Genomic DNA, 23,742 nt, shown 5'->3' on the forward strand with positions numbered 1-23,742 from the left:
CGGAAGTCCGCCGTCTTCAGCTTGAGCACCACGCTACGCGCCACCCGCTGCGCCTCCCGCTGGTAGACCAACCAGGTCTTCTCGGCTAGGCGGTGAAAGATCGGCAGCCGCGATCGCCTATCATGCGGTCGCGGTCGCCTCGTGATGCGACGCAGGGGAGGTGCGGCTTGTTCGTACACGTGGAGACGCGGCGGCGCAGCGGGGCACGCTGGGCGACCTGGCTGCTCGTGCTGGTCTGCGTGGCCTGCTTCGTGGGCCTGGCGTTGACGCCGCCGCCGCAGCGGCTGTCGCTGCTGCTCGAATGGGGCACGATCCCCGCCAACGTGTTCGATGCGGGCGAGCCCCTGTGGAACCAGCTGCTCGATCCCGCGCTGCTGCGCCTGTTCACCGCGCTGTTCATCCACGTCGCCTGGATCCACCTGCTCAGCAACCTGCTGTTCCTGGCGATCTTCGGCCTGCCCGCCGAGCGGGCGCTGGGCTCGCTGCGCTTCCTGGCCCTGTTCCTGAGCGGCGGCGTGATCGCCAACCTGGTCGGCGCGCTGACCCTGGCCGGCGTGCGGCTGCCGATCATCGGCTGCAGCGGCGCGGTGTCGGCGGTGCTGGGCGCCTACGCGGCGCTGTTCCCGCGCGCGCGCCTGGGCCTGGTGCTGCCGCTGGGCCTGTACCTGGAATTCGTGCGGGCGCCGGCGTTCCTGCTGATCGGCATCTGGGTGCTGCTGCAGCTGCTCTTCAGCTACGCGGGGCCCAGCTACGGGGCGGTGGTGTGGTGGACGCACATCGCCGGCTTCCTGTTCGGCATCGTGTTCGCGCTGCTGTCGCGCGAGGCCATCGCGCGGCGGCTGCGCGGCTAGAATGCGCAGCCATGCGCACCAAGAAACTCTACAAGGTCACCTTCCTGCACCTGGGCAAGAGCTACGAGCTCTATGCCAGGCACGTCGCGTCCAGCGCGCTGTGGGGCTTCACCGAGGTCGGCGAGCTGGTGTTCGAGCCGGCGGGCGAGGGGCTGGTGGTGGACCCGACCGAGGAGCGCCTGCGCGAGGAGTTCAAGGACACCCGCGTGCTGCACCTGCCGATGCAGGCGGTGGTGCGCATCGAGGAGGTCGAGCGCAAGGGCGTGCTGGCGATCCGCGATGCCGCGGACGGCCAGAAGGTGACGCCGTTTCCGATGCCGCCGCGCAGCACGCGCTGAATCCGCGGCTTTGCGGCTTCGTGCCAGTATCTCCCTGGGATCGGTGAATGCACCGGCGGTCGTCTCACTGGCGGAGTTCCGCGGACCGAATCGTCCGCTTCATTCGCGCCCAGGCTCACGCCAACGCTCGCTCAGCAGTCGAACCGGCTTGCCCTTCGCGGCGGGGGATGTTGCCTATGGCCCACCAGCGCGGCCCGGCCGGCCGTCAACCGCGCGCATGACCAGACGTGGTATCCCGGGCGACGCCAAGGACCGGCGTGTCGTGGCCCTCGTTGAACCGCCATGCGTTGGCGGGCCCGGCATCGAGGTCGCTGGCGGCCTTGCGGCAGGCTGATCGCGGCCGGAGGCCGCTCCCACAGGGGGGCCTCGCAAGCCTTGTGGGAGCGGCCTCCGGCCGCGATGCCCGGGCCATCGTCCCGCTCCCGCCATCCGCGCCGTCGCGGGTCGGGCGCCCATTCCTCGCTCCTCAAAGCCAGCGCCACCCATGGCGCCTCCTTGCGTACCTAGGCGCTTCCCCGGCCCGCACGCAGACGGCTCCCGGCAGGGTACGGGAGATTCGTGGACAGGCCCTCAGGCCATGTCCCGGCCATGACGGCGGCGATGCGTGCGCTCCGATCGCGGCGCCATTGGGGCTGCCGACGCCGCCCGGAGGCGTGGAGCTCAACGCGAGCCGCTCAATCCATGGTGCCGCGCGAAGTGCCGCAACAGCCGCCGCGCCATCGGCGTGGCGGCCACCTGCCGGTAGGCGTGGTGCGGATCGAAGCCTTCCCTGTGCATCGCCTCGCGCTTGCGGCGGATGTAGGCGCGCATCACGTCGGCGTTGAATTCCGGGTGGAACTGCACGCTCACCGCGTTGCGGCCGTAGCGCAGCAGGTGGTGCGGATCGCGCGCGGAGCGCGCCATCACGGTGGCGCCGGGCGGCGGCTCGAGCACGCTCTGCTCGTGCGTGGTGTGCGCGCGGAACACCGCGGGCAGCGCGGCGGCGAGCGGGTCGTGGCGCGCCCCGGGCAGCAGCTCGATCGGCAGCGTGCCGATCTCGCGGCCGCCGGGCAGGTAGTCCACGCGCCCGCCGAGCGCGTGCGCCATCAGCTGGTGGCCGTAGCAGACGCCGAACATCGGCAGCTCGGCGTCCATCGCGTCGCGGATCCAGCCGGCGGTGCGCTCGCTCCAGGCGGCGCGCTCGGTGACCATCGCCGCCGAACCGGTGATCAGCGCGCCGGCCACCTCGCCGGGGGCGGGCAGCGGCTCGCCGGCCTGCACGTCCACCACGCGCACCCGCGCCGGAGCGAGTTCGGAGGCGAGGCGGAACCAGTGCGGGAAGTCGCCGTGGCGGGCACGGATGTCGTCGGGCGCGCGGCCGGTGCGGATGATCAGGACGGGTTTCATGGCAGCGGGCGGATGGACGTCCTTACGGCTGGTGGTCGTCCGGTTGCTCGATCGGCGGCAGCACGGTGAGCACCTCCTGCACCGTGGTCAGGCCGCGCGCCACCTGCTCGGCGGCCGAGATGCGCAGCGGCCGCATGCCCTCGGCGAGCGCCGCGGCGCCGAAGCCGCCGAGGTCGAGCTGGGCCGAGATCATGCCGCGCAGGCGCGGGCTCAGCCGCAGCATCTCGTAGATGCCGGTGCGGCCGAGGAAGCCGGTGTTGCGGCATTCGAGGCAGCCGACGGGGCGGCAGACCTTCCCCGGCAGCGGCAGCGACCAGCCATGGGTGAGCGCGGCCCACTCGTGCGGGTCCTGCGCGGCCTCCTGCTTGCAGTGCGGGCACAGGGTGCGCACCAGGCGCTGCGCCACCACGCCGGTGAGGGTGGACTGGATCAGGTAGTGCGGCACGCCGAGGTCGAGCAGGCGGGTCACCGCGCTGGGCGCGTCGTTGGTGTGCAGGGTGGACAGCACCAGGTGGCCGGTGAGCGAGGCCTGCACCGCCATCTGCGCGGTCTCCAGGTCGCGGATCTCGCCGACCATGATGATGTCCGGGTCCTGGCGCAGCAGCGTGCGCACGCCGGCGGCGAAGTCCAGGTCGATCGAGGGCTGCACCTGCATCTGGTTGAACTCGGGGCTGACCATCTCGATCGGGTCCTCCACCGTGCACACGTTGATGGCCGGCGTGGCCAGGTGCTTGAGGGTGGAGTACAGCGTGGTGGTCTTGCCCGAGCCGGTGGGGCCGGTCACCAGCACGATGCCGTGCGGGCGCTCGACCATGCCGCGCCAGGCGGCGTCCTCCTCCGGCGAGAAGCCGAGCTGCGCGAAGTCCTTGGCGACGATGTCCGGGTCGAAGATGCGCATCACCACCTTCTCGCCGAAGGCGGTGGGCATGGTCGAGATGCGCAGCTCCACCTCGCGCCCGGCCGCCGAGCGGGTCTTGATGCGGCCGTCCTGCGGACGGCGCTTCTCGGCCACGTCCATGCGCGCGAGGATCTTGATGCGCGCGGTCACCGCGGTCATCACCGGCGGCGGCAGCTCGAACACCTTGTGCATCACGCCGTCGATGCGGAAGCGCATCAGGCCGGCCTCGCGGCGCGGCTCCAGGTGGATGTCCGAGGCGCGCTGCTCGAAGGCGTACTGCAGCAGCCAGTCGACGATGTGCACGACGTGGCGGTCGTCCGCGCCGACCTCGCCGGCCTTGCCCAGCTCCACCAGCTGCTCGAAGTTGAGCAGCGCGCCGGCGTCGTAGCCGACGTTGGCCTTGGCGTCCTGCGCCAGCTGGATCGAGCGCTGGACGCCGTAGAACTCCTGCAGGTAGCGGTTGATGTCGATCGGGCTGGCCACCACGCGCTTGACGTCGCGGCGGAGCATGTGCGCGAGGTCGGCCGCCCAGGCCGCGTCGAACGGCTCGCAGGTGGCGAAGGTCACCTCGCCCGGCGCGGCCGCCACCGGCAGGATGCGGTGGCGCTGCGCGTAGGCGTGGCTCACCACCTGGGTGACGGCGGCCACGTTGATCTTCATCGGGTCGATCTTGAGGTAGGGCAGGCCGGCGTGCGCCGCCAGCCACTCGGTCAGGCCCTCCAGGCTGAGCGGGCGACCGGGCTCGCGCTGGTTGGGCAGGCGGGCGTTGGCGATCACCACCAGCGGGTGCAGCTCCACCGTGCTGCGCCCGGCGCGGTGGCCCATGCGCACGTGCTTGGCGTCCTCGGCCGCGACGTGGCCGTCGACCACCAGCGCGGCCAGCACGTCGTCCAGCCCGAGCCGGCCGCGGCGGCCGAGCAGCGAGGCGATTTGCGGTGAGGCAGCCATCCGGATGCAGGATCCCCCTGAAGTGCGGTGCGACCGGCGCGAAACCCGGCGCCAGGGCCGGCTGCGGCTATACTAGCGCGCTTTACGCAAGGCCACGGGAAGCCATGTCCGCGCCCACCTTCCAGGATGTGATCCAGACCCTCAACCGCTACTGGGCGGCGCAGGGGTGCGTCTTGCTGCAGCCGCTCGACACCGAGGTCGGCGCCGGCACCTTCCACCCGGCCACCTTCCTGCGCGCGCTCGGCCCCGAGCCCTGGGCCGCGGCCTACGTGCAGCCCTCGCGCCGGCCCACCGACGGCCGCTACGGCGAGAACCCCAACCGCCTGCAGCACTACTACCAGTACCAGGTGGTGATGAAGCCGAACCCGGAGAACATCCTGGATCTCTACATCGGCTCGCTGAAGGAGCTGGGCATCGACCCGCTGGTGCACGACCTGCGCTTCGTCGAGGACAACTGGGAATCGCCCACGCTGGGTGCCTGGGGCCTGGGCTGGGAGGTGTGGCTCAACGGCATGGAGGTCACCCAGTTCACCTACTTCCAGCAGGCCGGCGGCCTGGAGTGCCGCCCGGTGACCGGCGAGATCACCTACGGCCTGGAGCGCCTGGCGATGTACCTGCAGAACGTGGACAACGTCTACGACCTGGTGTGGACGCGCGCGCCGCACGGCACGGTGACCTACGGCGACGTGTTCCACCAGAACGAGGTGGAGCAGAGCACCTACAACTTCGAGTACGCCAACGTGCCGGAGCTGTTCCACTGGTTCGACGTGTGCGAGGGCGAGGCCAACCGGCTGATCGCCGCCGGCCTGCCGCTGCCGGCCTACGAGCAGGTGATGAAGGCCAGCCACACCTTCAACCTGCTCGACGCGCGCCGCGCGATCAGCGTCACCGAGCGCCAGCGCTACATCCTGCGCGTGCGCACGCTGGCGCGCGCGGTGGCCGAGGCCTACGTGGCGCAGCGCGAGAAGCTCGGCTTCCCTGGCCTGAAGAAGAACGCCGAGGAGCAGGCCGCATGAGCGCCGCCAAGTCGCTGCTGATCGAGCTGGGCACCGAGGAGCTGCCGCCCAGGGCGCTGGACGAGCTATCCGCCGCCTTCCTGCGCGGCATCTGCGACGGGCTGGCCAGGCGCGGCATCGCCGCCGCGCTGGACGGCGCGAAGGCCTACGCCACGCCGCGCCGCCTGGCCGTGCACGTGCCGGAGGTGGCCGCCGCGCAGCCCGAGCAGGCCATCGAGCGCCGCGGCCCGGCGGTGAGCGCCGGGCTGGACGCCGAGGGCCGGCCCAGCAAGGCGCTGCTCGGCTTCGCGCAGTCCTGCGGCGTCGGGGTGGAAAAGCTGGAGAAGCTGGAGACCGACAAGGGTGCCTGGTTCGTCTACCGCAGCGTGCAGCCGGGCCAGCCCACCGCCGCGCTGCTGCCGGCCATCGTGGACGAGGCCTTGAAGGGCCTGCCGATCCCCCGGCCGATGCGCTGGGCCGACCACGACTACAGCTTCGTGCGCCCGGCGCACTGGCTGGTGATGCTGCACGGCGACGCCATCGTCGACGGCGAGGTGCTGGGCCTGAAGAGCGGGCGCAAGTCGCGCGGCCACCGCTTCATGCACCCCAACCCGGTCCACGTCACCGACGCCGACGGCTGGCTGGACGCGCTGCGCGCGGCCAAGGTGCTGGCCGATCCGGCCGAGCGCCGCCAGCGCGTGCGCGACGAGGTCGCGCGCGCCGCGCGGCAGACCACCGGCGTGCCGCGGCTGGACGAGGCGCTGCTGGAGGAGATCGCCAACCTCACCGAGTGGCCGGTGGCGATCGCCTGCGCGTTCGACCGCGAGTTCCTCGCGGTGCCGCCCGAGGCGCTGGTCACCACCATGGAGACCAACCAGAAGTTCGTGCCGGTGTTCGACGCCGCGGGCAGGCTCACCGAGCACTTCATCGGCGTGGCCAACATCGACAGCCGCGACCCGGCGCAGATCCGCAAGGGCTACGAGCGGGTGATCCGCCCGCGCTTCGCCGACGCCAAGTTCTTCTGGGACGAGGACCTCAAGGCGCCGCTGGCGGGCTACCAGGACGCGCTGAAGAACGTCACCTACCAGCAGGCGCTGGGCAGCCTGTGGGACAAGAGCGTGCGCGTGGCGGAGCTCGCGCGCATCGTCGCCGGCCGGGTGGGCGTGGACGCCGGCGCGGCCACGCGCGCGGCGGCGCTGAGCAAGTGCGACCTGCTCACCCGCATGGTCGGCGAGTTCCCCGAGCTGCAGGGCGTGATGGGCCGCTACTACGCGCAGCACCACGGCGAGGCGCCGGAGGTGGCCGCGGCGCTGGACGGCTACTACCAGCCGCGCTACGCCGGCGACGCCATCGCGCCGGGCAAGCTGGGCCAGGTGCTGGCGGTGGCCGAGCGCGTGGACACCCTGGCGGGCATCTTCGCGGTGGGCCTCAAGCCCAGCGGCAACAAGGACCCGTTCGCGCTGCGCCGCGCCGCGCTGGGCCTGGCGCGCACGCTGATCGAGGGCAAGCTCGACCTGGACCTGTCGGCGCTGTTCGCCGAGGCGCTGGAGCTGCTGCCGGAGGCCGCGCTGGCGGCGGGCCTCAAGCCGGGCAAGGACGGCAAGGCCCCGGCGCTGGACGCGGGCGCGCGCCGCGCCGCGCTGCGCGCCGAGCTGGTCGAGTTCGTGTTCGACCGCCTGCGCGGCTACTACGCCGAGCAGGGCTTCGGCGGCGAGGCCTTCGAGGCGGTGCTGGCGGTGGCGCCGGCCAGCCTGTACGACTTCGACCGCCGCCTGCGCGCGGTGGTCGAGTTCGGCCGCCGCCCGGAGGCGGCCAGCCTGGCCGCCGCCAACAAGCGCGTGGCGAACATCCTGCGCAAGCAGGAGGAGGAGGGCGGCGCGCCGGCTTCCGGCCGGATCGACCCGGCGCTGTTCGAGCTCGACGCCGAGCGGGCGCTGGCCGCGGCGCTCGACGCCGCCCGCGCCGACACGGCCGGCGCGCTGCGCGGCAACGACTACGCCGGCGTGCTGGCGCGGCTGGCGCAGCTGCAGCAGCCGGTCGACCGCTTCTTCGACGAGGTGCTGGTGAACGCCGACGACCCGGCGGTGCGCGCCAACCGCCTGGCCCTGCTGGCGCAGCTGCGCCAGCAGTTCGGCAGCGTGGCCGACATCTCCCGGCTGTAAGAGCCCGTTCACGATCCACCGTCGGCGCGGCTATTCCCTCCTCCGTCATTCCTGCGAAGGCAGGAGGCGCTTTTCAACAGCCGAAGGGCTGGTCATCCGGTGACTTTCCCTCGAAAAGTCAGCGACGCTGGATCCCAGCTTTCGCCGGGATGACGTTTCATGGGGGATACTTGGAGATCGTGAACAGGCCCAAGGCGGCGCCGGCCGGCGCGTCAGGCGCTGCGCTTGGCGTGCAGGCGCTCGGCCAGGCGGTGGTTGAACAGCAGCATCGCCGCGGCGTCGACCTGGTTGCCCTGCGGGCCCAGGATGCCGTAGAGCTCGGCCAGCAGGTCGCTGTGCTCGGTCAGGGAGAGCTGGCTGCCGGCCAGCTCCAGCTCCGACTGCAGGATGCGCATGGCCGTGCTCAGCCGCTCCGTGTCCACCATGCTGGTGCCGGTGTCGGACGCGCCGCCGGGGCCGGAGAAGCGCGCGCGCGTGCGCGGGAAGCTGAGCACTTCGCTGCTGGACGGGTCGTCCTTCGCGGCGGCGTCCTGGTCGCCCGGCAGCATCGAGCCCTCGCCCGCGACCAGCCAGACCAGCGAGATGCCCAGCGTGCGCGCCAGCGTCACGCAGCGCGCGCGCGAGGGGTCGGTGTTGCCGTCGCGCCAGCTGCGCACCACGCCCTCGGAAAAGCCGCACATGCGGGCGATCTCGGTGGCGCTGCCCACGCGCTGGATCAGCAGGCGGATGCGGTCGGCGAACGTGCTGCCGCCCTCGGGCGGGCTGGCGGGCTTGCTGGATCGGCGGGACATACGCGCTTTCCTGAAAAAAGTTGCGGGTCGGTCGGGCGGCGCAAGCATTTACGCACCGCCACCACGCCGGTGCAAATTAATTCGCGTTAACGCGAGGGGGGCCGCCGGCGTTGACGCGGCGCCGAACTTGCACCGTTCCGCCCCTTTGGCTTAACGTCGGATTTACATCGCCTCCCCCTTCCCCGAGGCGGCGATGCCGTGGTGCGCGCGAGGCCCTTCCCCAAGGCCGGCGCACCGTGTCCCCAAGGCTTTCCGACCGGCTTCGCGGCCGGCCGTGGGCTTTTGTTCGTTCGGAGTTTGAAAACAACAATGAAGCAGAAGACTTTGCTGGCGACCGCCGTGGCGGCAGCGCTGATGCTGCCGGCGTGGACGGCTTTCGCGCAGGACGCGACCCAGGGCGGCGACGCCACCTCCCCCGAGAGCGCCAAGAAGCTCGAGACCATCACCGTCACCGGCTCGCGCATCCGCAGCGTGGACGTGGAGACCGCGCAGCCGGTGTTCACCATGGACCGCGCGCAGATCCAGGCCACCGGCCTGACCGACGTGAGCGACATCCTGCAGCGCATGGTGTCGGCCGGCACGCCGGACATCACCCCGCAGGACACGCTGTCCTCCGGCTCCGACGTCGGCGGCCGCTACACCAGCATCCGCTACCTCGGCTCGCAGCGCACCCTGGTGCTGGTCAACGGTCGCCGCTGGAGCACCAGCATCAACGGTCTGACCGACCTGTCGACCATCCCGACCTCGATGATCGAGCGCATCGAGGTGCTCAAGGACGGCGCCTCCTCGATCTACGGCTCCGACGCCATCGGCGGCGTGGTCAACATCATCACCCGCGACCACTACAACGGCGCCGAGGCCAACGTCTACTACGGCCAGAACCAGAAGGGCGACGGCCAGCAGCAGCAGTACGACATCACCTTCGGCACCAGCACCGACAAGTCCAACACGATCTTCTCGGCCAGCTACCAGAACACCGACGCGATCTGGGACCGCAAGCGCCAGGAGACCACCTACGCCTACGGCCCGCGCCATCCCACCGACGGCTACGGCCAGGGCGCCTGGGGCCGCGTGGTCGACCCGGCCACCGGCGAGAGCTACGTGATCAACCACGCCAACGGCCAGGCGGGCGACACCTCCAACCTCGCCAACTACCACCTGTACGACCCGAGCAACGTCGACGACCTGTACAACACCCAGGCCGACATGACCTTCCGCGCGCCCACGCGCCTGAAGAACCTGTTCGCGCAGGAGCGCTACAACCTCACCGACAACGTCACCCTGCGCGCCACCGGCAGCTACAGCGAGCGCAGCTCCTCCTCGCAGCTGGCCGGCTATCCGTTCCGCAGCGACGGCAACCAGCAGGTGCTGATCTCCGGCGACAACGCCTACAACCCGTTCCCGGGCCAGGACGTGGAGTTCTTCCGCCGCACGGTGGAGCTGCCGCGCGTCACCGAGAGCACCTCCAAGCTGTCGCACTTCGACGTCGGCGCCGAGGGCTACTTCGCGCTCGGCGCGCACGACTGGAACTGGGACGTCACCTACAACTACTCCAAGGCCGACATCCACCAGACCACCACCGGCAACCTCAACCTGCTGAACGCGGCCAAGGCGCTGGGCCCGACCGCGGTGGTCGACGGCCAGGTGGTCTGCGCCGACGCGGACGACCGCGCCGCCGGCTGCGTGCCGTGGAACATCCTGGCCGGCCCGGGCGGCACGCCGCAGTCGGTGTGGAACTACGTCGCCGCGGTCGAGCAGGCCTCGGCGAAGGACACCACGCAGGACTTCAGCGCCAACGTCGGCGGCGGCCTGTTCGACCTGCCGGCCGGCACGGTCAACCTGGCCCTGGGCGTGGAGCATCGCCGCGAGAGCGGCTCGTTCACCCCGGACCAGTTCGCCTCCTCCGGCTACTCCACCGACCTGGCCAGCGCGCCGACCCGCGGCGCCTACCAGCTCAACGAGGCCTACGCCGAGCTGGACGTGCCGGTGCTGCGCGACCTGCCGGGCGCGCAGGAGCTGGGCGTGAACGTGTCCAGCCGCTACTCGCACTACAGCAACTTCGGCAGCACCACCAACAACAAGTACAGCTTCCGCTGGCGCCCGATCGAGGACCTGCTGGTGCGCGGCACCTACGCGGAAGGCTTCCGCGCGCCGACGCTGAACGACCTGTACGGCGGCACCGGGCAGAGCTTCGAGTCCTTCCTGGACCCGTGCGACAGCGTGTACGGCGCGGCCGCCAGCAACGCCGGCGTGGCCTCGGCCTGCCGCGCCGCCGGCGTGCCGGCGGGCTACCGCCAGATCACCCAGTCCGGCGCGCCGATCTCCAGCGCCCAGGGCGGCCAGACCCCGACGCCGTTCCTGTCGGGCTCCAACCCCGACCTGAAGCCGGAGACCTCGGTCACCCGCACGCTGGGCCTGGTCTACAGCCCGCACTACGTGCAGGGCCTGGACTTCACGCTCGACTACTACAGGATCAACATCAAGAACACGATCCAGTCGGTGCTGGCGTCGGACATCCTGAACTACTGCTACGTGCAGAACGCCCCGGCCTTCTGCGGCCGCTTCACCCGCGGCGCCGACGGCGCGATCACCAGCCTCAACGAGAGCCTGGCCAACCTGGGCCGCCTCAACACCGAGGGCTACGACTTCAGCGTGCACTACCGCCTGCCGCAGACCTCGTTCGGCCAGTTCGTCGCCACGCTGGACTCGACCTACCTCACCAAGTACGAGGTGCAGAACGGTCCGGGCCAGCCGGTGCAGGGCCAGGCCGGCATGATCGAGCCGGCCACCACCCAGGGCCTGTTCCGCGTGCGCGCCAACGCCTCGCTGGACTGGAGCTACGGCAACTTCGGGGCGACCTGGACGCTGCGCTACTTCTCCGGCCTGCGCGACAGCTGCTGGGACGTGGGCGTCGAGTGCAACGAGCCGAACTACACCAACCCGTGGATCGGCACGGTGGGTGCCAGCAGCAAGGGCGGCGTGACCTTCAACGACGCGCAGTTCCGCTACAAGCTGCCCTGGAACGGCACGGTCAGCGTGGGCGTGAACAACCTCTTCAACAAGAAGGGGCCGTACTACTACAACGTCACCGCGTCCGGCTCCGGCAGCCCGCCGTACCTGCCGCTGTTCGACATCGATCGCTACTTCTACGTGTCCTACAACCAGAAGTTCTGATCGCCGCCGGTGTTTCACGGCAGACCGGGGTCCGCGAGGGCCCCGGTTTTTTTGCGCCCGCCGTCCGCGGCCGCCGGGAGGATTTTTTGTGTTCCCGCGCATACGCCGACGCATGGAAGTGCCGGTTCCCCTTGACTTTTCCGCAGACCCCTTTTTCCGCTATGCTTGGAACTTCCCCCGCGGAAAACAGCGGTGCCGGGCGACTGGCTGTTTTCCACGCCCGCTAGATATCGTTCTCGAGAGGTTCCCTCATGCGCAGGATCGTTTGGTCACTGATGTCGGTAGCCGCGCTGGCCCTGGCCGGCTGCAACAGCGGCTCGGATTCCTCGTCGCCGCAGGCGGCGCCCGAGGCGTCCTCCAGCAGCGCCGGCCAGGCCGCCCCTGCGCAGGCCGCCAATACCGTCAGCGGCACGATCGCCTTGCGCGAGGGCAGCAGCCAGCCGTCGGCCGACGCCAAGCTGGAGATCAACCTGGTCGACGTGTCGGCGCAGGACTCGGCGCCGCTGGCCAGCAAGACGGTGGCGCCGGCCAACCAGTTCCCGGTCTCGTTCGAGCTCAGCTTCAACCCGGCCGACGTGAACCCGGCCGACCTGTACGTGGTGCAGGCCAACCTGGTCGACGGCGAGCGCCACTACGCGATGGTGCTGCAGGCGCCGGTGCTGACCAAGGGCGCGCCCAACAAGGTGTCGATCCAGCTGGCCGCCGAGCAGACCCCGGCGGAGAAGCAGCTGGCCGAGTTCACCGCGCTGCAGAAGCAGATCGGCGGCATGAAGATCAGCAGCGGCTCCAAGCTGGACAAGGACGTGTCGCGCGCCTGGCAGGTGTTCCGCCAGGGCGGCACCGTGCGGCTGGTGCGCATGCAGGCCGACTACGGCGACAAGGGCTTCACCAGCACCGACTACGCCTACCAGGACGGTGCGCCGTGGGTGGTGGTGCAGCAGAAGAAGTCCAGCCAGGACGCCAAGCCGAACTCGACCGAGCGCGCCGGCTGGGACAAGGACGGCAACCTGCTGCTCAAGCAGGCGGAGTCCGGCGGCAAGACCGACGCGCTCGGCGACGACGAGGCCGCCAGCCTGAAGAAGCAGGCGCAGGACGTGCTCAACATGGTCACCAACGGCAAGGGCAAGTAAGCCCGGCTCCTGTTCAGGAAAAACCAAAGGCCGCCCGATGGGCGGCCTTTTTCGTTCGCTCCCTCTCCCCCGCAGGGGGAGCGGGTTGGGGTGAGGGGTCGACCTCGCGCTGCCCTCGCTCCTCCGGGGGAGGAGCGAGGGATGAGGGGCCAACCCCGCGCGGCCCCCTTTAAGGCGACCTCAGAAGCTGATCTTCACCCCCATGTTGACGCCGTTGTCGCGCTGGCTGTCGTCGCTGAAGCGGCCGCTGAGGGCGATCCAGCTGGTCACGCTCGGGGTGAGCTGGGCCGACAGGCCGAGGTCGGCGCTGCCCCAGGTCTTGTCCGGGCTGTAGCCGGGCAGCTCGAAGCTGCCGCTCAGGCTGTTGAGGCCGGCCTTGATGGCGCGCGGCTCGGCCTTGCTGTCGTGGTTCCAGCTCAGCTCCGCGTACGGCGCCATCGCCAGGTCGCCGACCTTCCACTGGCCTTGCAGGCGCCAGCCCAGCGAGCTGATCAGCGCGTCGCGCTGCTGCCGGCCGAACCACATCGCGGTGCTGTCGTTGCCGCCCTCGGTGTAGCCGTTGACCTTCACCGTCTGCCACTCGACGTGCGCGAACGGGCCGGTCTGCAGCCCCTCGGCGAGGCGGAACCACCAGCCGCCCTCGACGCCGCCGCCCAGGTGCGAGCCGTCGGCCTTGCCGCTCTCGGTGCGGGTGGCCGCGCCGATCTGGATGCGGCGGTCGATGTCCTTGAAGTTGGACTGGCCGAAGCTGGCGAAGCCGCCGATGTAGCCGCCGCCGTTGTGGTACAGCGCATAGCCCAGGCCGGAGACGTCCTGCATCTTGTAGCCGCCTCCGCCGTGGGCGAAGTCGGCGTCGTGCTGGCCCACGCTCAGCGCCACGCCGAGGGAGACGTGCTCGCCGGCGCGCGCGTCGGCGCCCAGGGTCAGGTCGACGTTGTCGCTGCTGGTCTTGGGTGCGTTGCCGGCGGCGTCGAAGTGCTGCTGGCCGTAGTCCACGCTGGCGAACAGGCGGGTGTCGCTGCCTTGGCCGTCGGCCAGCAGTTGGTTGCGGATGGCGCGGTACTGCGCCTGCGCGGCCGCGAGCGGCGCCTCGCCCAGCAGCGAGACCTGGCCGGGCGCGGCGATCTCGGACAGCACCACCTGGGCCAGCATGGCGTGGGCCGCGCTGGTCGGGTGCACGCCGTCGGCGAACAGGTAGGTCTGGTCGGTGCCCGGCGCGTAGGTGTACGGCAAACCCGAGCCCTGCGGCCCGCATTGCACCGAGCTGGCGCCGGCGCCGCAGGCCGGCGCGGTGACGTTGCTGAAGCCGTAGGCAGCCGGGTTGGCGACCACCTCGTCGATCAGTGCGTAGGTGTTCACCGGGATCACGTTGAGACCGTTGCTGTTGAGCTGGATCAGGCCGGTGTTGAGCGTGCTGTTGTAGAGCACCGACAACTGGGTGCCGCCCGACACGGCGGCAGCGCCGCCAGCGAGTGCCGACGGAGTCTTGCCGATGTCAGGCAGGTTGTAGACCACCACGTACCGGGCGCCGGCCGCCTGCAGCTGGCCGAGCAGGCCTATCTCGGTCTGCGCCGCGGTGACGGCGCCTGCGGCCAAGGCGTTCTGGTCGGTGGTGGTGGCGGTCAGGTAGAAGATGTCGTTGGCGCCTCCCCACACCTGATAGAGCGCGTTCGCGTCGGCTTTGCCACCGTTCGCGGCCAAATACATCTGCAGCTGTTGCGGCAGGGTGGGGATGGGACCTGCGCTGGAATTGTGCACCAGGCCCGCACCGCCGAAGGCGTAGTCGGTGCCGCCGGTCAGCGACGGGGTGACCGGAAGGCCGAGCCCCGCGGCGACCAGCTCGGCGGCGGTCTGACCCGGATTGGTGGTGAAGCGCAGCGGCGGTTGCACGCCTGGCGCGGTGGCCAACGAAATGTTGCCGGCATCGCTGAGGCTGTCGCCGATCACGACCACCTTGCTGAAATCGGTGGCGGCTGCCGCGTTGCTGAAGAGCAGGGCGCCAGCAATGGCGCCGGCGAGAAGACGGGTACGAGGCATGTGGTAAGGCTCCTGGGCCAGTGTGGCCTTGTTATCCGGACGTTACGGTAATGCATGTCCATACGTGTGCGCATGCTGCGCTGCATCCGGGATTACCAAGGAGTCGGCAGATAGGGGGGCGCATCGGTTCGGGCACGGTCGCTCAGCGCCTTGCCCGACCGCTACGGCCAGTGATCTCGCCAGGTTCAGCGCTTCATCGCGCGCGCCAGCGCCTCGGCGAAGGCGCCGTTGGCCGGCGCCGGCTTGGGCGGGAGCGGCGCCCCGCCGCGGCGGCCGCCGCGCCCGCCCTCGCGCGCCTGGCCCGCGCCCGGCCGCGCGCCGCGCGCCTGGCCCGGCTCGTCGTCCAGGCGCATCGACAGGCCGATGCGCTGGCGCGGCAGGTCCACCTCCATCACCTTCACCTTGACGATGTCGCCGGCCTTGACCACGTCGCGCGGGTCCTTGACGAACTGGTGCGACAGCGCCGAGACGTGCACCAGGCCGTCCTGGTGCACGCCGATGTCGACGAAGGCGCCGAACGCGGCGACGTTGGTGACGCGGCCTTCCAGGATCATGCCGGGGCGGAGGTCCTTCAGGTCCTCCACGCCCTCGGCGAAGCTGGGCGCGACGAACTCCGGGCGCGGGTCGCGGCCGGGCTTCTCCAGCTCCTTGAGGATGTCGCGCACGGTCGGCACGCCGAAGCGCTCGTCGGTGAACTGCTCGGGCTTGAGGCCGCGCAGGAAGGCGGTATCGCCGATGATCCCGCGCACCTCGCGGCCGCAGCGCGCGATGATGCGCTCGACCACCGGGTAGGCCTCCGGGTGCACCGCGCTGGCGTCCAGCGGGTTGTCGCCGCTGGGCACGCGCAGGAAGCCGGCGCACTGCTCGAACGCCTTCTCGCCCAGCCGCGGCACCTTGAGCAGCGCCTTGCGGTTGGGGAACGGGCCGTGGGCGTCGCGGTGCCTGACCACGTTCTCGGCCACCGAGGGGGTGAGGCCGGCCACGCGCGCGAGCAGCGCGGCGGAGGCGGTGTTCACGTCCACGCCCACCGCGTTCACGCAGTCCTCCACCTTCGCGTCCAGCGCGCGCGCCAGCTTCACCTGGTTGACGTCGTGCTGGTACTGGCCCACGCCGATCGCCTTGGGCTCGATCTTCACCAGCTCGGCCAGCGGGTCCTGCAGGCGGCGCGCGATGGAGACGGCGCCGCGCAGGCTGACGTCGAGCTCGGGGAACTCGCGCGCGGCGAGCTCCGAGGCGGAGTACACCGAGGCGCCCGCCTCGCTCACCACGATCTTGGCGAGCTTGCGCCCCGGATGGGTCTTGGCCAGGCCCTTGAGCAGCTCGCCGGCCAGCTTGTCGGTCTCGCGCGAGGCGGTGCCGTTGCCGATCGCGATCAGGTCCACGCCGTGCCGCGTGCACAGCGTCGCCAGCCGCGCCAGCGACTCGTTCCACTGGTTGCGCGGCTCGTGCGGGTAGATCGTGTCGGTGGCCAGCAGCTTGCCGGTGGGGTCGACCACCGCCACCTTCACCCCGGTGCGGATGCCCGGGTCCAGGCCCATCACCGTCCTCGCGCCGGCGGGCGCGGCCAGCAGCAGGTCCTTGAGGTTGTCGCCGAACACGCGGATCGCCTCGTCCTCGGCGCTCTCGCGCACCTTGCCGAACAGGTCCAGCGTCAGGTGCAGGTGCAGCTTCACGCGCCAGGCCAGGCGCACCGTCTCGCGCAGCCAGGCGTCGGCGGGGCGGCCGCGGTCGGCGATGCCGGCGCGCGCGGCCACGCGGCCCTCGGCCTCCAGGTGGCCCTGCTCGGCGTCGAGCGCGGGGACCAGCTCCAGCTCCAGCACGCCCTCGTTGCGCGCGCGCATCAGCGCCAGCAGGCGGTGCGAGGGAATCCTGGCGATCGGCTCGACGTGGTCGAAGTAGTCGCGGAACTTGGCGCCCTCGTTCTCCTTGCCCTCGATCACCCTGGCGCGGATCTGGCCCTTCTCCCACAGCCAGTCGCGCAGCTCGCCGACCAGGGCGGCGTCCTCGGCGATGGCTTCCATCAGGATCGCGCGCGCGCCCTCCAGCGCGGCGCGCGCGTCGGGCACGCCCTTCTCCGCGTCGACGAAGCGTGCCGCGAGCGCCTCGGGCGACTGCGTGGGGTCCTCGCGCAGGCCGGTGGCCAGCGGCTCCAGCCCCGCCTCGCGCGCGCTCTGCGCCTTGGTGCGGCGCTTGGGCTTGTACGGCAGGTACAGGTCCTCCAGCCGCGCCTTGGTGTCGGCGGCGAGGATGTCGGCCTTCAGCGCGTCGCCGAGCTTGCCCTGTTCCTCGATGCTGGCGAGGATCGCGCCGCGTCGCTCCTCCAGCTCGCGCAGGTAGCGCAGGCGCTCCTCCAGCAGGCGCAGCTGGGTGTCGTCCAGGCCGCCGGTGGCCTCCTTGCGGTAGCGCGCGATGAAGGGCACGGTCGCGCCCTCGTCGAGCAGCGCGACGGCCGCGCGCACCTGCTCGGGCTTGGCGGCGATGTCCTGGGCGATGCGTTGTTCGATGCTCAGCATGGGTGTTGCGGGTCCTCGTGTGGCGATGGCGCGGCGGCGCCCGCGCGGGCACCGCCGAACGTTCGATCATAGCAAGGGGCCCGGCCGCGGCCGGGCGTGCGGGTCGGGCTCAGGCGTGGAAGGTGCCGTCGCCCGCGGCGGGCCGGCGCGGCTGCTGCTGCCGGCCGGCGCGGCCGTTCAGCACCAGGGTGCCGGCGAGCATGTCGTGCAGGCCCTGCTTGCGGCGGGTCCAGGCCACCATCAGGAAGCCGACGAAGAGGATGAAGGCGCTGAGCAGCTTGGCGAAGTAGCGGGCGCTGGCCTTCGCGAAGCCGATGCGGCGGCCGTCCAGGTCGGTGACGCGGATGCCGAGCGCGAGCTTGCCCGCGGTGGCCTGCCAGGCCGAGCTCTCGCACAGCGCGAAGTACAGCCAGCCCAGCACCAGCTGGGCGAGCGCGGCCGGCCCGATGTCGTGCATGTAGGTGTTCATCGCCTGCAGCAGCAGGTCCGGGTTGCCGCCGGCGGCGGCCTGCGCCTGCTGCAGCGCCAGCTCCGCCTCGCGCGCGCCGAACAGGTTGCCGAGCAGCAGGTTGGGAATCCACAGCACGATGCCGTCGAGGATGTAGGCGGCCACGCGCTTCCAGAAGCCGGCGTGGTCCTCCAGCGCGGGCATGTCGTGGCTGGGCCAGGCCGCCGGCGCCGCGGCGGGCGGCGCGAACGGCGGCGGCGCGGCGCGGGTCTCCTCGGGGAACAGCACCGACAGCGGCTGCCAGTTGGCCAGGCCCTCGCGCCAGCCGAGGTCGTCGCGGCTCAGCTGGCCGCTGCGCAGCCAGGCGCGCACGTCGTCTTCCTTGTAGGGGCCGTGGCGTTCGCCATCACGACCGATCCAGATTTCCATCGAGCGGTTACTCCAGCCTGCGTTGCCGCGCATGATGCCATGCGTCGCCGGGTTGGCGCGTGCCGTCCGTTGCCGGGAGGCGGCTTGGGTCCTGCCGGGCTGCCTTCGCGGCCGGAGGCCGCTCCCCCAAGCTGGCGCGAGCCTGGGGGAGCGGCCTCCGGCCGCGAAAACCGGACGCTCCGGGCAGCCTCAAGCCGCGCGACGCTTCAGGTGCACCAGCAGCAGCGAGATCGCCGCCGGCGTCACGCCGCTGATCCGCGCCGCCTGGCCGATGGTGGCCGGGCGCGCGCGCTTGAGCTTGAGCAGCACCTCGGCCGACAGCCCGCGCACCTTGTCGTAGTCGAAGCCCTCGGGGATCGCGGTGTGCTCGTGGCGGCGCTGGCGCTCGATCTCCTCGCGCTGGCGCTCGAGGTAGCCGGCGTACTTGGCCTGCACCTCCACCTGCGCGGCCACGTCCTCGCGCTCCACCGCCGGGCCGAGTTCCGGCACCGCGGCGAGCTTCGCGTAGTCGAGCTCGGGGCGGCGCAGCAGGTCGAGCGCGTTGGTCTCGCGGCTCACCGCGATGCCGAGGTGGCGCGCCACCGCCGCGCCCAGCGCGTTGGTCGGCGCGGCCCACAGCGCGGCCAGGCGCCGCGTCTCGCGCTCCACCGCCTCGCGCTTGGCACGCAGCGCGTCGTAGCGCGCCGGCGGCACCACGCCGAGTTCATGGCCCTGCTCGGTGAGGCGCAGGTCGGCGTTGTCCTCGCGCAGGTGCAGCCGGTACTCGGCGCGCGAGGTGAACATGCGGTAGGGCTCGATGGTGCCGTTGGTGGTGAGGTCGTCGATCAGCACGCCCAGGTAGGCCTCGTCGCGGCGCGGGTACCACGGCGCCTTGCCCCGCACGGCGAGCGCGGCGTTGAGGCCGGCCAGCAGGCCCTGCGCGGCGGCCTCCTCGTAGCCGGTGGTGCCGTTGATCTGGCCGGCGAAGTACAGGCCCGGGATCGCCTTGGTCTCCAGCCACGGGTGGAGCCCGCGCGGGTCGAAGTAGTCGTACTCGATGGCGTAGCCGGGGCGGGTGACGTGCGCGCGCTCGAAGCCGGGGATCGAGTGCACCAGCTCCAGCTGCACGTCGAACGGCAGCGAGGTGGAGATGCCGTTGGGATAGATCTCCAGGCTGTCCAGCCCTTCCGGCTCGATGAAGATCTGGTGCGAGGCCTTGTCGGCGAAGCGCACCACCTTGTCCTCGATCGACGGGCAGTAGCGCGGGCCCGCGCCCTCGATCTGGCCGGTGTAGAGCGGCGAGCGGTCGAGCGCGCCGCGGATGATCTCGTGGGTGCGCTCGGACGTGTGGGTGATCCAGCAACTGACCTGGCGCGGATGCTCCGCGCGCGAGCCCAGGTAGGAGAACACCGGCGCCGGATCGTCGCCGGGCTGTTCCTCCAGGCCGGCGAAGTCGATGCTGCGCCGGTCGATGCGCGGCGGCGTGCCGGTCTTGAGGCGGTCGGCCGCCACCGGCAGCTCGCGCAGCCGCTGCGCCAGCGCGCTGGCCGGCGCGTCGCCCGCGCGGCCGCCCGCGTACTGCGCGGGGCCGATGTGGATCTTGCCGGCGAGGAAGGTGCCGGCGGTGAGCACCACCGCGCGAGCGTGGAAGGCGAGCCCCATCTGCGTCACCACGCCTACGGCGCGGCCGTTTTCCAGGCGCAGGTCGTCGACCGCCTGCTGGAACAGCTCCAGGTTCGGCTGCGACTCGACGATGCGGCGGATCGCCGCCTTGTACAGCGCGCGGTCGGCCTGGCAGCGCGTGGCGCGCACCGCCGGGCCCTTGGAGGCGTTGAGCGTGCGCCACTGGATGCCGGCGAGGTCCGCCGCGTGCGCCATCGCGCCGCCCAGCGCGTCGATCTCCTTCACCAGGTGGCCCTTGCCGATGCCGCCGATGGCCGGGTTGCAGCTCATCGCGCCGACCGTCTCGACGTTGTGGGTCAGGAGCAGCGTGCGCGCGCCGGTGCGCGCCGCGGCCAGCGCGGCCTCGGTGCCGGCGTGGCCGCCGCCGACCACGATGACGTCGTAGCGGGTGGGGTGGAACATGCGGAATCTCTGGTTCTTGCTTGCGGATGGCTGCGCGCGGCGGACGCCCGGCGCCGGCGCGCCCGAAACTGACCCGCCGGCGCAGATACTGACCAAAACGGCCCGGGGCCGGGCGCCATGGTACCGCCCCGCGGCCAGTGCGGAAGGGATATGGCCTTGTGGCACGGACTTTGCTCCAATCCTCACGCACTTTCACGGGCAGACGCTGCGCGGAACTTCGCGCGCCGAGATCGGGCGGACAGGGGTCCGATCGCGTGCCGGGAAAGGGAGCATGGCGGCGCCACGGGTCTACCCTGGCGCCGTCACTTTTTCCGGGCCCGGAAACGCCAAACCCCGCGCAGGACGCGGGGTTTGGCGTTTTTTCAGATCTGGCGCCCGGCGGTCTCAGGAACAGGGGGAATCCAGGATGACCGTGTTGCCGGGCGCCAGAAACCGTGGAACCGGCGCCGTGTGCGGTGGTGGGCACCGCACCGGACTTGAGGGGGATTCTCCGCATCCGGTCGTGAATGAGAAGTGACTGGAACGTAGCTTTTTGCCAACGTGCGGCAATCGCTGACCCTCCGCGTCAGTTTGCTTGCAGCGCGCGATTTTTTCATGTGATGCGCATCACGTTTTGGCATGGCGATTGCTCCGCCTCCCGTACCTCGGAACGTCAGGGGAGAGCGTCATGGAAGTGTCCTTGGATTTCACGCCGGTCTATCCGCGCCACGATCTGCTGATCGAGATCGGCCGCATCGAGATGGCGATGGAGCATCTGGCCGAGCGCGACGAGCGCGAGCGCGTCAGCCTCAAGCCGCGGCTGGAGTCGCGCATGCAGCGCCTGCGCAGCGAGCTGGCGCATCTGGCCGTCTAGACGGCGATCCGCCGGGCCGCGCAAGGCGGCCCGGACGCCGGCGCTCAGGCCGGCAGCAGGTGGCCGACGATCTCCGCGAGATTGCGCGACAGCGCGCCGTGGCCGGCCAGCGCGGCGAGCGCCTGCCGCGCCTGTTCCCGCCGCACCGGCTCCAGCCGTTGCCAGCCGTTGAACGCGGTCGCCAGGCGCGCGGCCACCTGCGGGTTGAGCGCATCCAGCTGCGCCAGCCGTTCGGCGAGCAGGCGGTAGCCGGCGCCGTCGGCGCGGTGGAAGCCGCTGGGGTTGCCGCTGGCGTAGCTGCCGAGCAGCGCGCGCACGCGGTTGGGGTTCTTCAGGGTGAAGGCCGGGTCCGCCTCCAGCGCCCGCACCCGCGCCAGCGCGGGCTCGCCGGGGATCTGCGCCTGCACCGCGAACCACTTGTCCAGCGCGAGCGGGTCCTGCGCGTGGCGCGCGCGGAAGGCGGCCAGCGCGTTGAGGGCCTGCGGCGCCTCGTGGCGCACCAGCACGGCGAGCGCGGCGAGGCGGTCGGTCATGCCGGCGGCCGATTCGTACTGCCGCTGCGCCAGCGGCAGCGCGGCGGCGGGATCGTGCAGCGCCAGCAGCTCCAGCACGCGGCGCTTGAGCCGGCGCCGCGCCTGCGCCGCGGCGTCGGGTTGCGCGCCGGCGTCCGCGGCCAGCTTGCGGTGGTGCCGTTCGAGGCGCTCGCCGCCGAGCGCGGCGGCCAGCCGGCGTTGCAGTTCCTGGCGCAGCGCGTGGATGCGCGCGGGATCGACCTCGCGCTCGCGCTCGGCCAGCTCGATCTCGCCGGGCGGGGTGAGCAGGTCGGCCAGCAGCGCGGGGTCGAGCGCCGCGTCGTCGAACAGCGCGGCCAGCGCGGCGCACCAGCCCTCGACCGCCGCCTCGCCGCCGCCGTCGCGCAGCGCCGCGTAGGCGCGCAGGGCGAGCTGCTGGCCGGCCTCCCAGCGGTTGAAGCCGTCCGGGTCGTGCGCGAGCAGCAGCGCCAGTTCCTCCGGCGCGTAGTCGCATTCCAGGATCACCGGCGCGGAGAAGCCGCGCAGCAGCGAGGGCACCGGCGGCGCGTCGACGCCGCGGAACACGAAGTCCTGCTCGGCCTGCGCCAGCACCACCACCCGCTCGGTGGAAGCTGCGGACGTCTGGCCGTCCAGGCGCAGCGGCAGCATGCGGCCGGCGCGGTCGAACAGCGCCAGCTTCACCGGGATCGGCAGCGGCCGCTTGTCCGGCTGGCCCGGCGTGGGCGGCGTGTGCTGCGCCAGGGTCAGGGTGTAGGTGCGCGCGGCGGCGTCGTGCCGGCCGCGCGCCGTCAGGCGCGGCGTGCCGGCCTGCGCGTACCAGGCGAGGTAGGGCGAAAGGTCCAGCCCGTTGGCCTCGCCCAGCGCGGCGAGGAAGTCCTCGAGCGTGGCGGCGCGGCCGTCGTGGCGCGCGAAGTACAGGTCCATGCCGCGGCGGAAGCCCGCCTCGCCCAGGCGGCCGGCCAGCATGCGCACCAGCTCGGCGCCCTTCTCGTACACCGTGGCGGTGTAGAAGTTGTTGATCTCGCGGTACTCGGCCGGGCGCACCGGGTGCGCCAGCGGGCCGGCGTCCTCCGGGAACTGCGCGCGGCGCAGCAGCGCCACGTCCTCGATGCGCTTGAGCGCGGGCGAGTTCATCCGCGCCGAGAACTGCTGCTCGCGGAACACGGTGAGCCCTTCCTTCAGCGAGAGCTGGAACCAGTCGCGGCAGGTCACGCGGTTGCCGCTCCAGTTGTGGAAGTACTCGTGCGCCACCACCGCCTCCACCGCGCGGTACTCGTCGTCGGTGGTGGTGTCCGGGTCGGCCAGCAGGTACTTGGCGTTGAAGATGTTGAGGCCCTTGTTCTCCATCGCGCCCATGTTGAAGTCGTGCGTGGCGACGACGTGGAACACGTCGAGGTCGTAGTTGCGCCCGTAGGTTTCTTCGTCCCAGCGCATCGCGCGCTCCAGCGCGCCGAGCGCGTAGCGGCAGCGGCCGATGGCGTCGGCCTCGGACCAGATCGCCAGCTTCACCGCGCGGCCGTCGGCGGTGCGGTAGTCGCGCTCGATCTTCTCCAGCCGGCCGGCGACCAGCGCGAACAGGTAGCTGGGCTTGGGATGCGGGTCGACGAAGCGCGCCCAGTGGCGGCCGCCGGGCAGCTCGCCCGCGCCGTCGGGGTTGCCGCCGGCCAGCAGCACCGGGAAGCGCGCGCGGTCGGCGCGCAGGGTGACGGTGAACCTCGCCAGCACGTCCGGCCGGTCGGGAAAGAAGGTGATGCGGCGGAAGCCTTCCGCCTCGCACTGGGTGAGCAGGAAGCCGGCCTCGCGCGAGCCGGACAGGTACAGCCCTTCCAGCGCGGTGTTTTCGGCCGGCCTCACGCGCACGCGCGTCTCCAGCACGCTGCCGTCGCGCGCGCCGTCCACTTCCAGCACGCCGTCGGCGTAGCGCCAGCGGCCGGCGGGCAGCGGCGCGCCGTCGAGCGCGATGGCGAGCAGTTCCAGCTCCTCGCCGTCCAGCCGCAGCGGCGCGTCCTGCGCGGGATCGCGCGCCAGGTGCAGGCGCGCGCCCACCTCGCTGGCGTCGATGCCGAGCTCGAAGTCCAGCTCCGCCTGCACGACCCGCCACGGCGGCGGCGCGTAGTCGCGGAGGCGGATCGGCAGGGGAGCGGCGTCGTTGCGTGCGGGCATGGGGCGTACTGCAGGAAAGGGGGCGGATC

The 23,742-nt window shown here is 71.6% G+C and carries 15 protein-coding genes; 7 read left to right on the forward strand and 8 right to left on the reverse strand.

All coding sequences use genetic code 11. The annotated features are described in order from the left end of the window. The first annotated feature begins 167 nt into the window (after positions 1-167). Both C7456_RS15360 and C7456_RS15365 read left to right on the forward strand, forming a co-directional pair. Entirely contained in the window at positions 168-851 is a 684-nt protein-coding gene (locus C7456_RS15360; RefSeq protein WP_170120233.1) for a rhomboid family intramembrane serine protease, read from the forward strand. An 11-nt stretch (positions 852-862) separates the two neighbouring features. Next, the gene (locus C7456_RS15365) at positions 863-1,189 is read left to right on the forward strand and encodes a DUF1820 family protein (protein WP_109724686.1); all 327 of its coding nucleotides are present in this window, start codon (positions 863-865) and stop codon (positions 1,187-1,189) included. A 660-nt stretch (positions 1,190-1,849) separates the two neighbouring features. Here the strand turns inward: C7456_RS15365 and C7456_RS15370 are convergent. Both C7456_RS15370 and tfpB read right to left on the reverse strand, forming a co-directional pair. After that, positions 1,850-2,575, reverse strand: a complete 726-nt coding sequence (locus C7456_RS15370) for a glutamine amidotransferase (RefSeq protein WP_109724687.1) — start codon at positions 2,573-2,575, stop codon at positions 1,850-1,852. A 22-nt stretch (positions 2,576-2,597) separates the two neighbouring features. Then, on the reverse strand, positions 2,598-4,421 hold the full coding sequence (gene tfpB, locus C7456_RS15375) for a type IV pilus assembly ATPase TfpB (protein ID WP_109724688.1): 1,824 nt from the start codon (positions 4,419-4,421) through the stop codon (positions 2,598-2,600). Between the two features lie 104 nt (positions 4,422-4,525). On the opposite strand from tfpB, the gene glyQ reads away from it, so the two are divergent. Then, positions 4,526-5,437, forward strand: a complete 912-nt coding sequence (glyQ, locus tag C7456_RS15380; protein WP_109724689.1) for a glycine--tRNA ligase subunit alpha — start codon at positions 4,526-4,528, stop codon at positions 5,435-5,437. Next, complete coding sequence (gene glyS / locus C7456_RS15385; RefSeq protein ID WP_109724690.1) at positions 5,434-7,578, forward strand: glycine--tRNA ligase subunit beta; 2,145 nt, start codon at positions 5,434-5,436, stop codon at positions 7,576-7,578. Before glyQ ends, glyS begins: the two co-directional genes overlap by 4 nt. A gap of 212 nt (positions 7,579-7,790) precedes the next feature. On the opposite strand, the gene C7456_RS15390 is transcribed toward glyS, so the two are convergent. Continuing rightward, entirely contained in the window at positions 7,791-8,369 is a 579-nt protein-coding gene (locus C7456_RS15390) for a helix-turn-helix domain-containing protein (RefSeq protein WP_109724691.1), read from the reverse strand. 309 nt (positions 8,370-8,678) lie between these two features. Between C7456_RS15390 and C7456_RS15395 the strand changes: the two genes are divergently transcribed. Together C7456_RS15395 and C7456_RS15400 are read left to right on the forward strand one after the other, a co-directional pair. Further along, a complete protein-coding gene (locus tag C7456_RS15395; RefSeq protein ID WP_109724692.1) occupies positions 8,679-11,543 on the forward strand; it encodes a TonB-dependent receptor plug domain-containing protein in 2,865 nt (954 codons plus the stop codon). Positions 11,544-11,818: 275 nt separating this feature from the next. Then, complete coding sequence (locus C7456_RS15400) at positions 11,819-12,673, forward strand: DUF1481 domain-containing protein (protein ID WP_245889901.1); 855 nt, start codon at positions 11,819-11,821, stop codon at positions 12,671-12,673. Positions 12,674-12,853: 180 nt separating this feature from the next. On the opposite strand, the gene C7456_RS15405 is transcribed toward C7456_RS15400, so the two are convergent. The 4 genes from C7456_RS15405 to mnmG form a co-directional block, all read right to left on the reverse strand. Further along, on the reverse strand, positions 12,854-14,710 hold the full coding sequence (locus tag C7456_RS15405; RefSeq protein ID WP_109724694.1) for an autotransporter outer membrane beta-barrel domain-containing protein: 1,857 nt from the start codon (positions 14,708-14,710) through the stop codon (positions 12,854-12,856). A 185-nt stretch (positions 14,711-14,895) separates the two neighbouring features. Further along, positions 14,896-17,223 carry a Tex family protein gene (locus C7456_RS15410; protein WP_109724695.1) on the reverse strand — a complete coding sequence of 776 codons (2,328 nt, stop codon included), beginning with the start codon at positions 17,221-17,223 and terminating at the stop codon, positions 14,896-14,898. Positions 17,224-17,332: 109 nt separating this feature from the next. Then, on the reverse strand, positions 17,333-18,133 hold the full coding sequence (locus C7456_RS15415) for an RDD family protein (RefSeq protein ID WP_342767304.1): 801 nt from the start codon (positions 18,131-18,133) through the stop codon (positions 17,333-17,335). A gap of 156 nt (positions 18,134-18,289) precedes the next feature. Continuing rightward, the gene (gene mnmG, locus C7456_RS15420; protein WP_109724697.1) at positions 18,290-20,164 is read right to left on the reverse strand and encodes a tRNA uridine-5-carboxymethylaminomethyl(34) synthesis enzyme MnmG; all 1,875 of its coding nucleotides are present in this window, start codon (positions 20,162-20,164) and stop codon (positions 18,290-18,292) included. Positions 20,165-20,831: 667 nt separating this feature from the next. Here mnmG and C7456_RS15425 point away from each other — a divergent pair. Further along, positions 20,832-21,017 carry a hypothetical protein gene (locus tag C7456_RS15425; protein ID WP_109724698.1) on the forward strand — a complete coding sequence of 62 codons (186 nt, stop codon included), beginning with the start codon at positions 20,832-20,834 and terminating at the stop codon, positions 21,015-21,017. 44 nt (positions 21,018-21,061) lie between these two features. Here the strand turns inward: C7456_RS15425 and pepN are convergent, their stop codons facing one another. After that, positions 21,062-23,713, reverse strand: a complete 2,652-nt coding sequence (pepN, locus tag C7456_RS15430; RefSeq protein WP_109724699.1) for an aminopeptidase N — start codon at positions 23,711-23,713, stop codon at positions 21,062-21,064. Between the last annotated feature and the right edge of the window lie 29 nt (positions 23,714-23,742).

The sequence above is a fragment of the Fulvimonas soli genome, assembly GCF_003148905.1.
Lineage (GTDB): Bacteria > Pseudomonadota > Gammaproteobacteria > Xanthomonadales > Rhodanobacteraceae > Fulvimonas > Fulvimonas soli.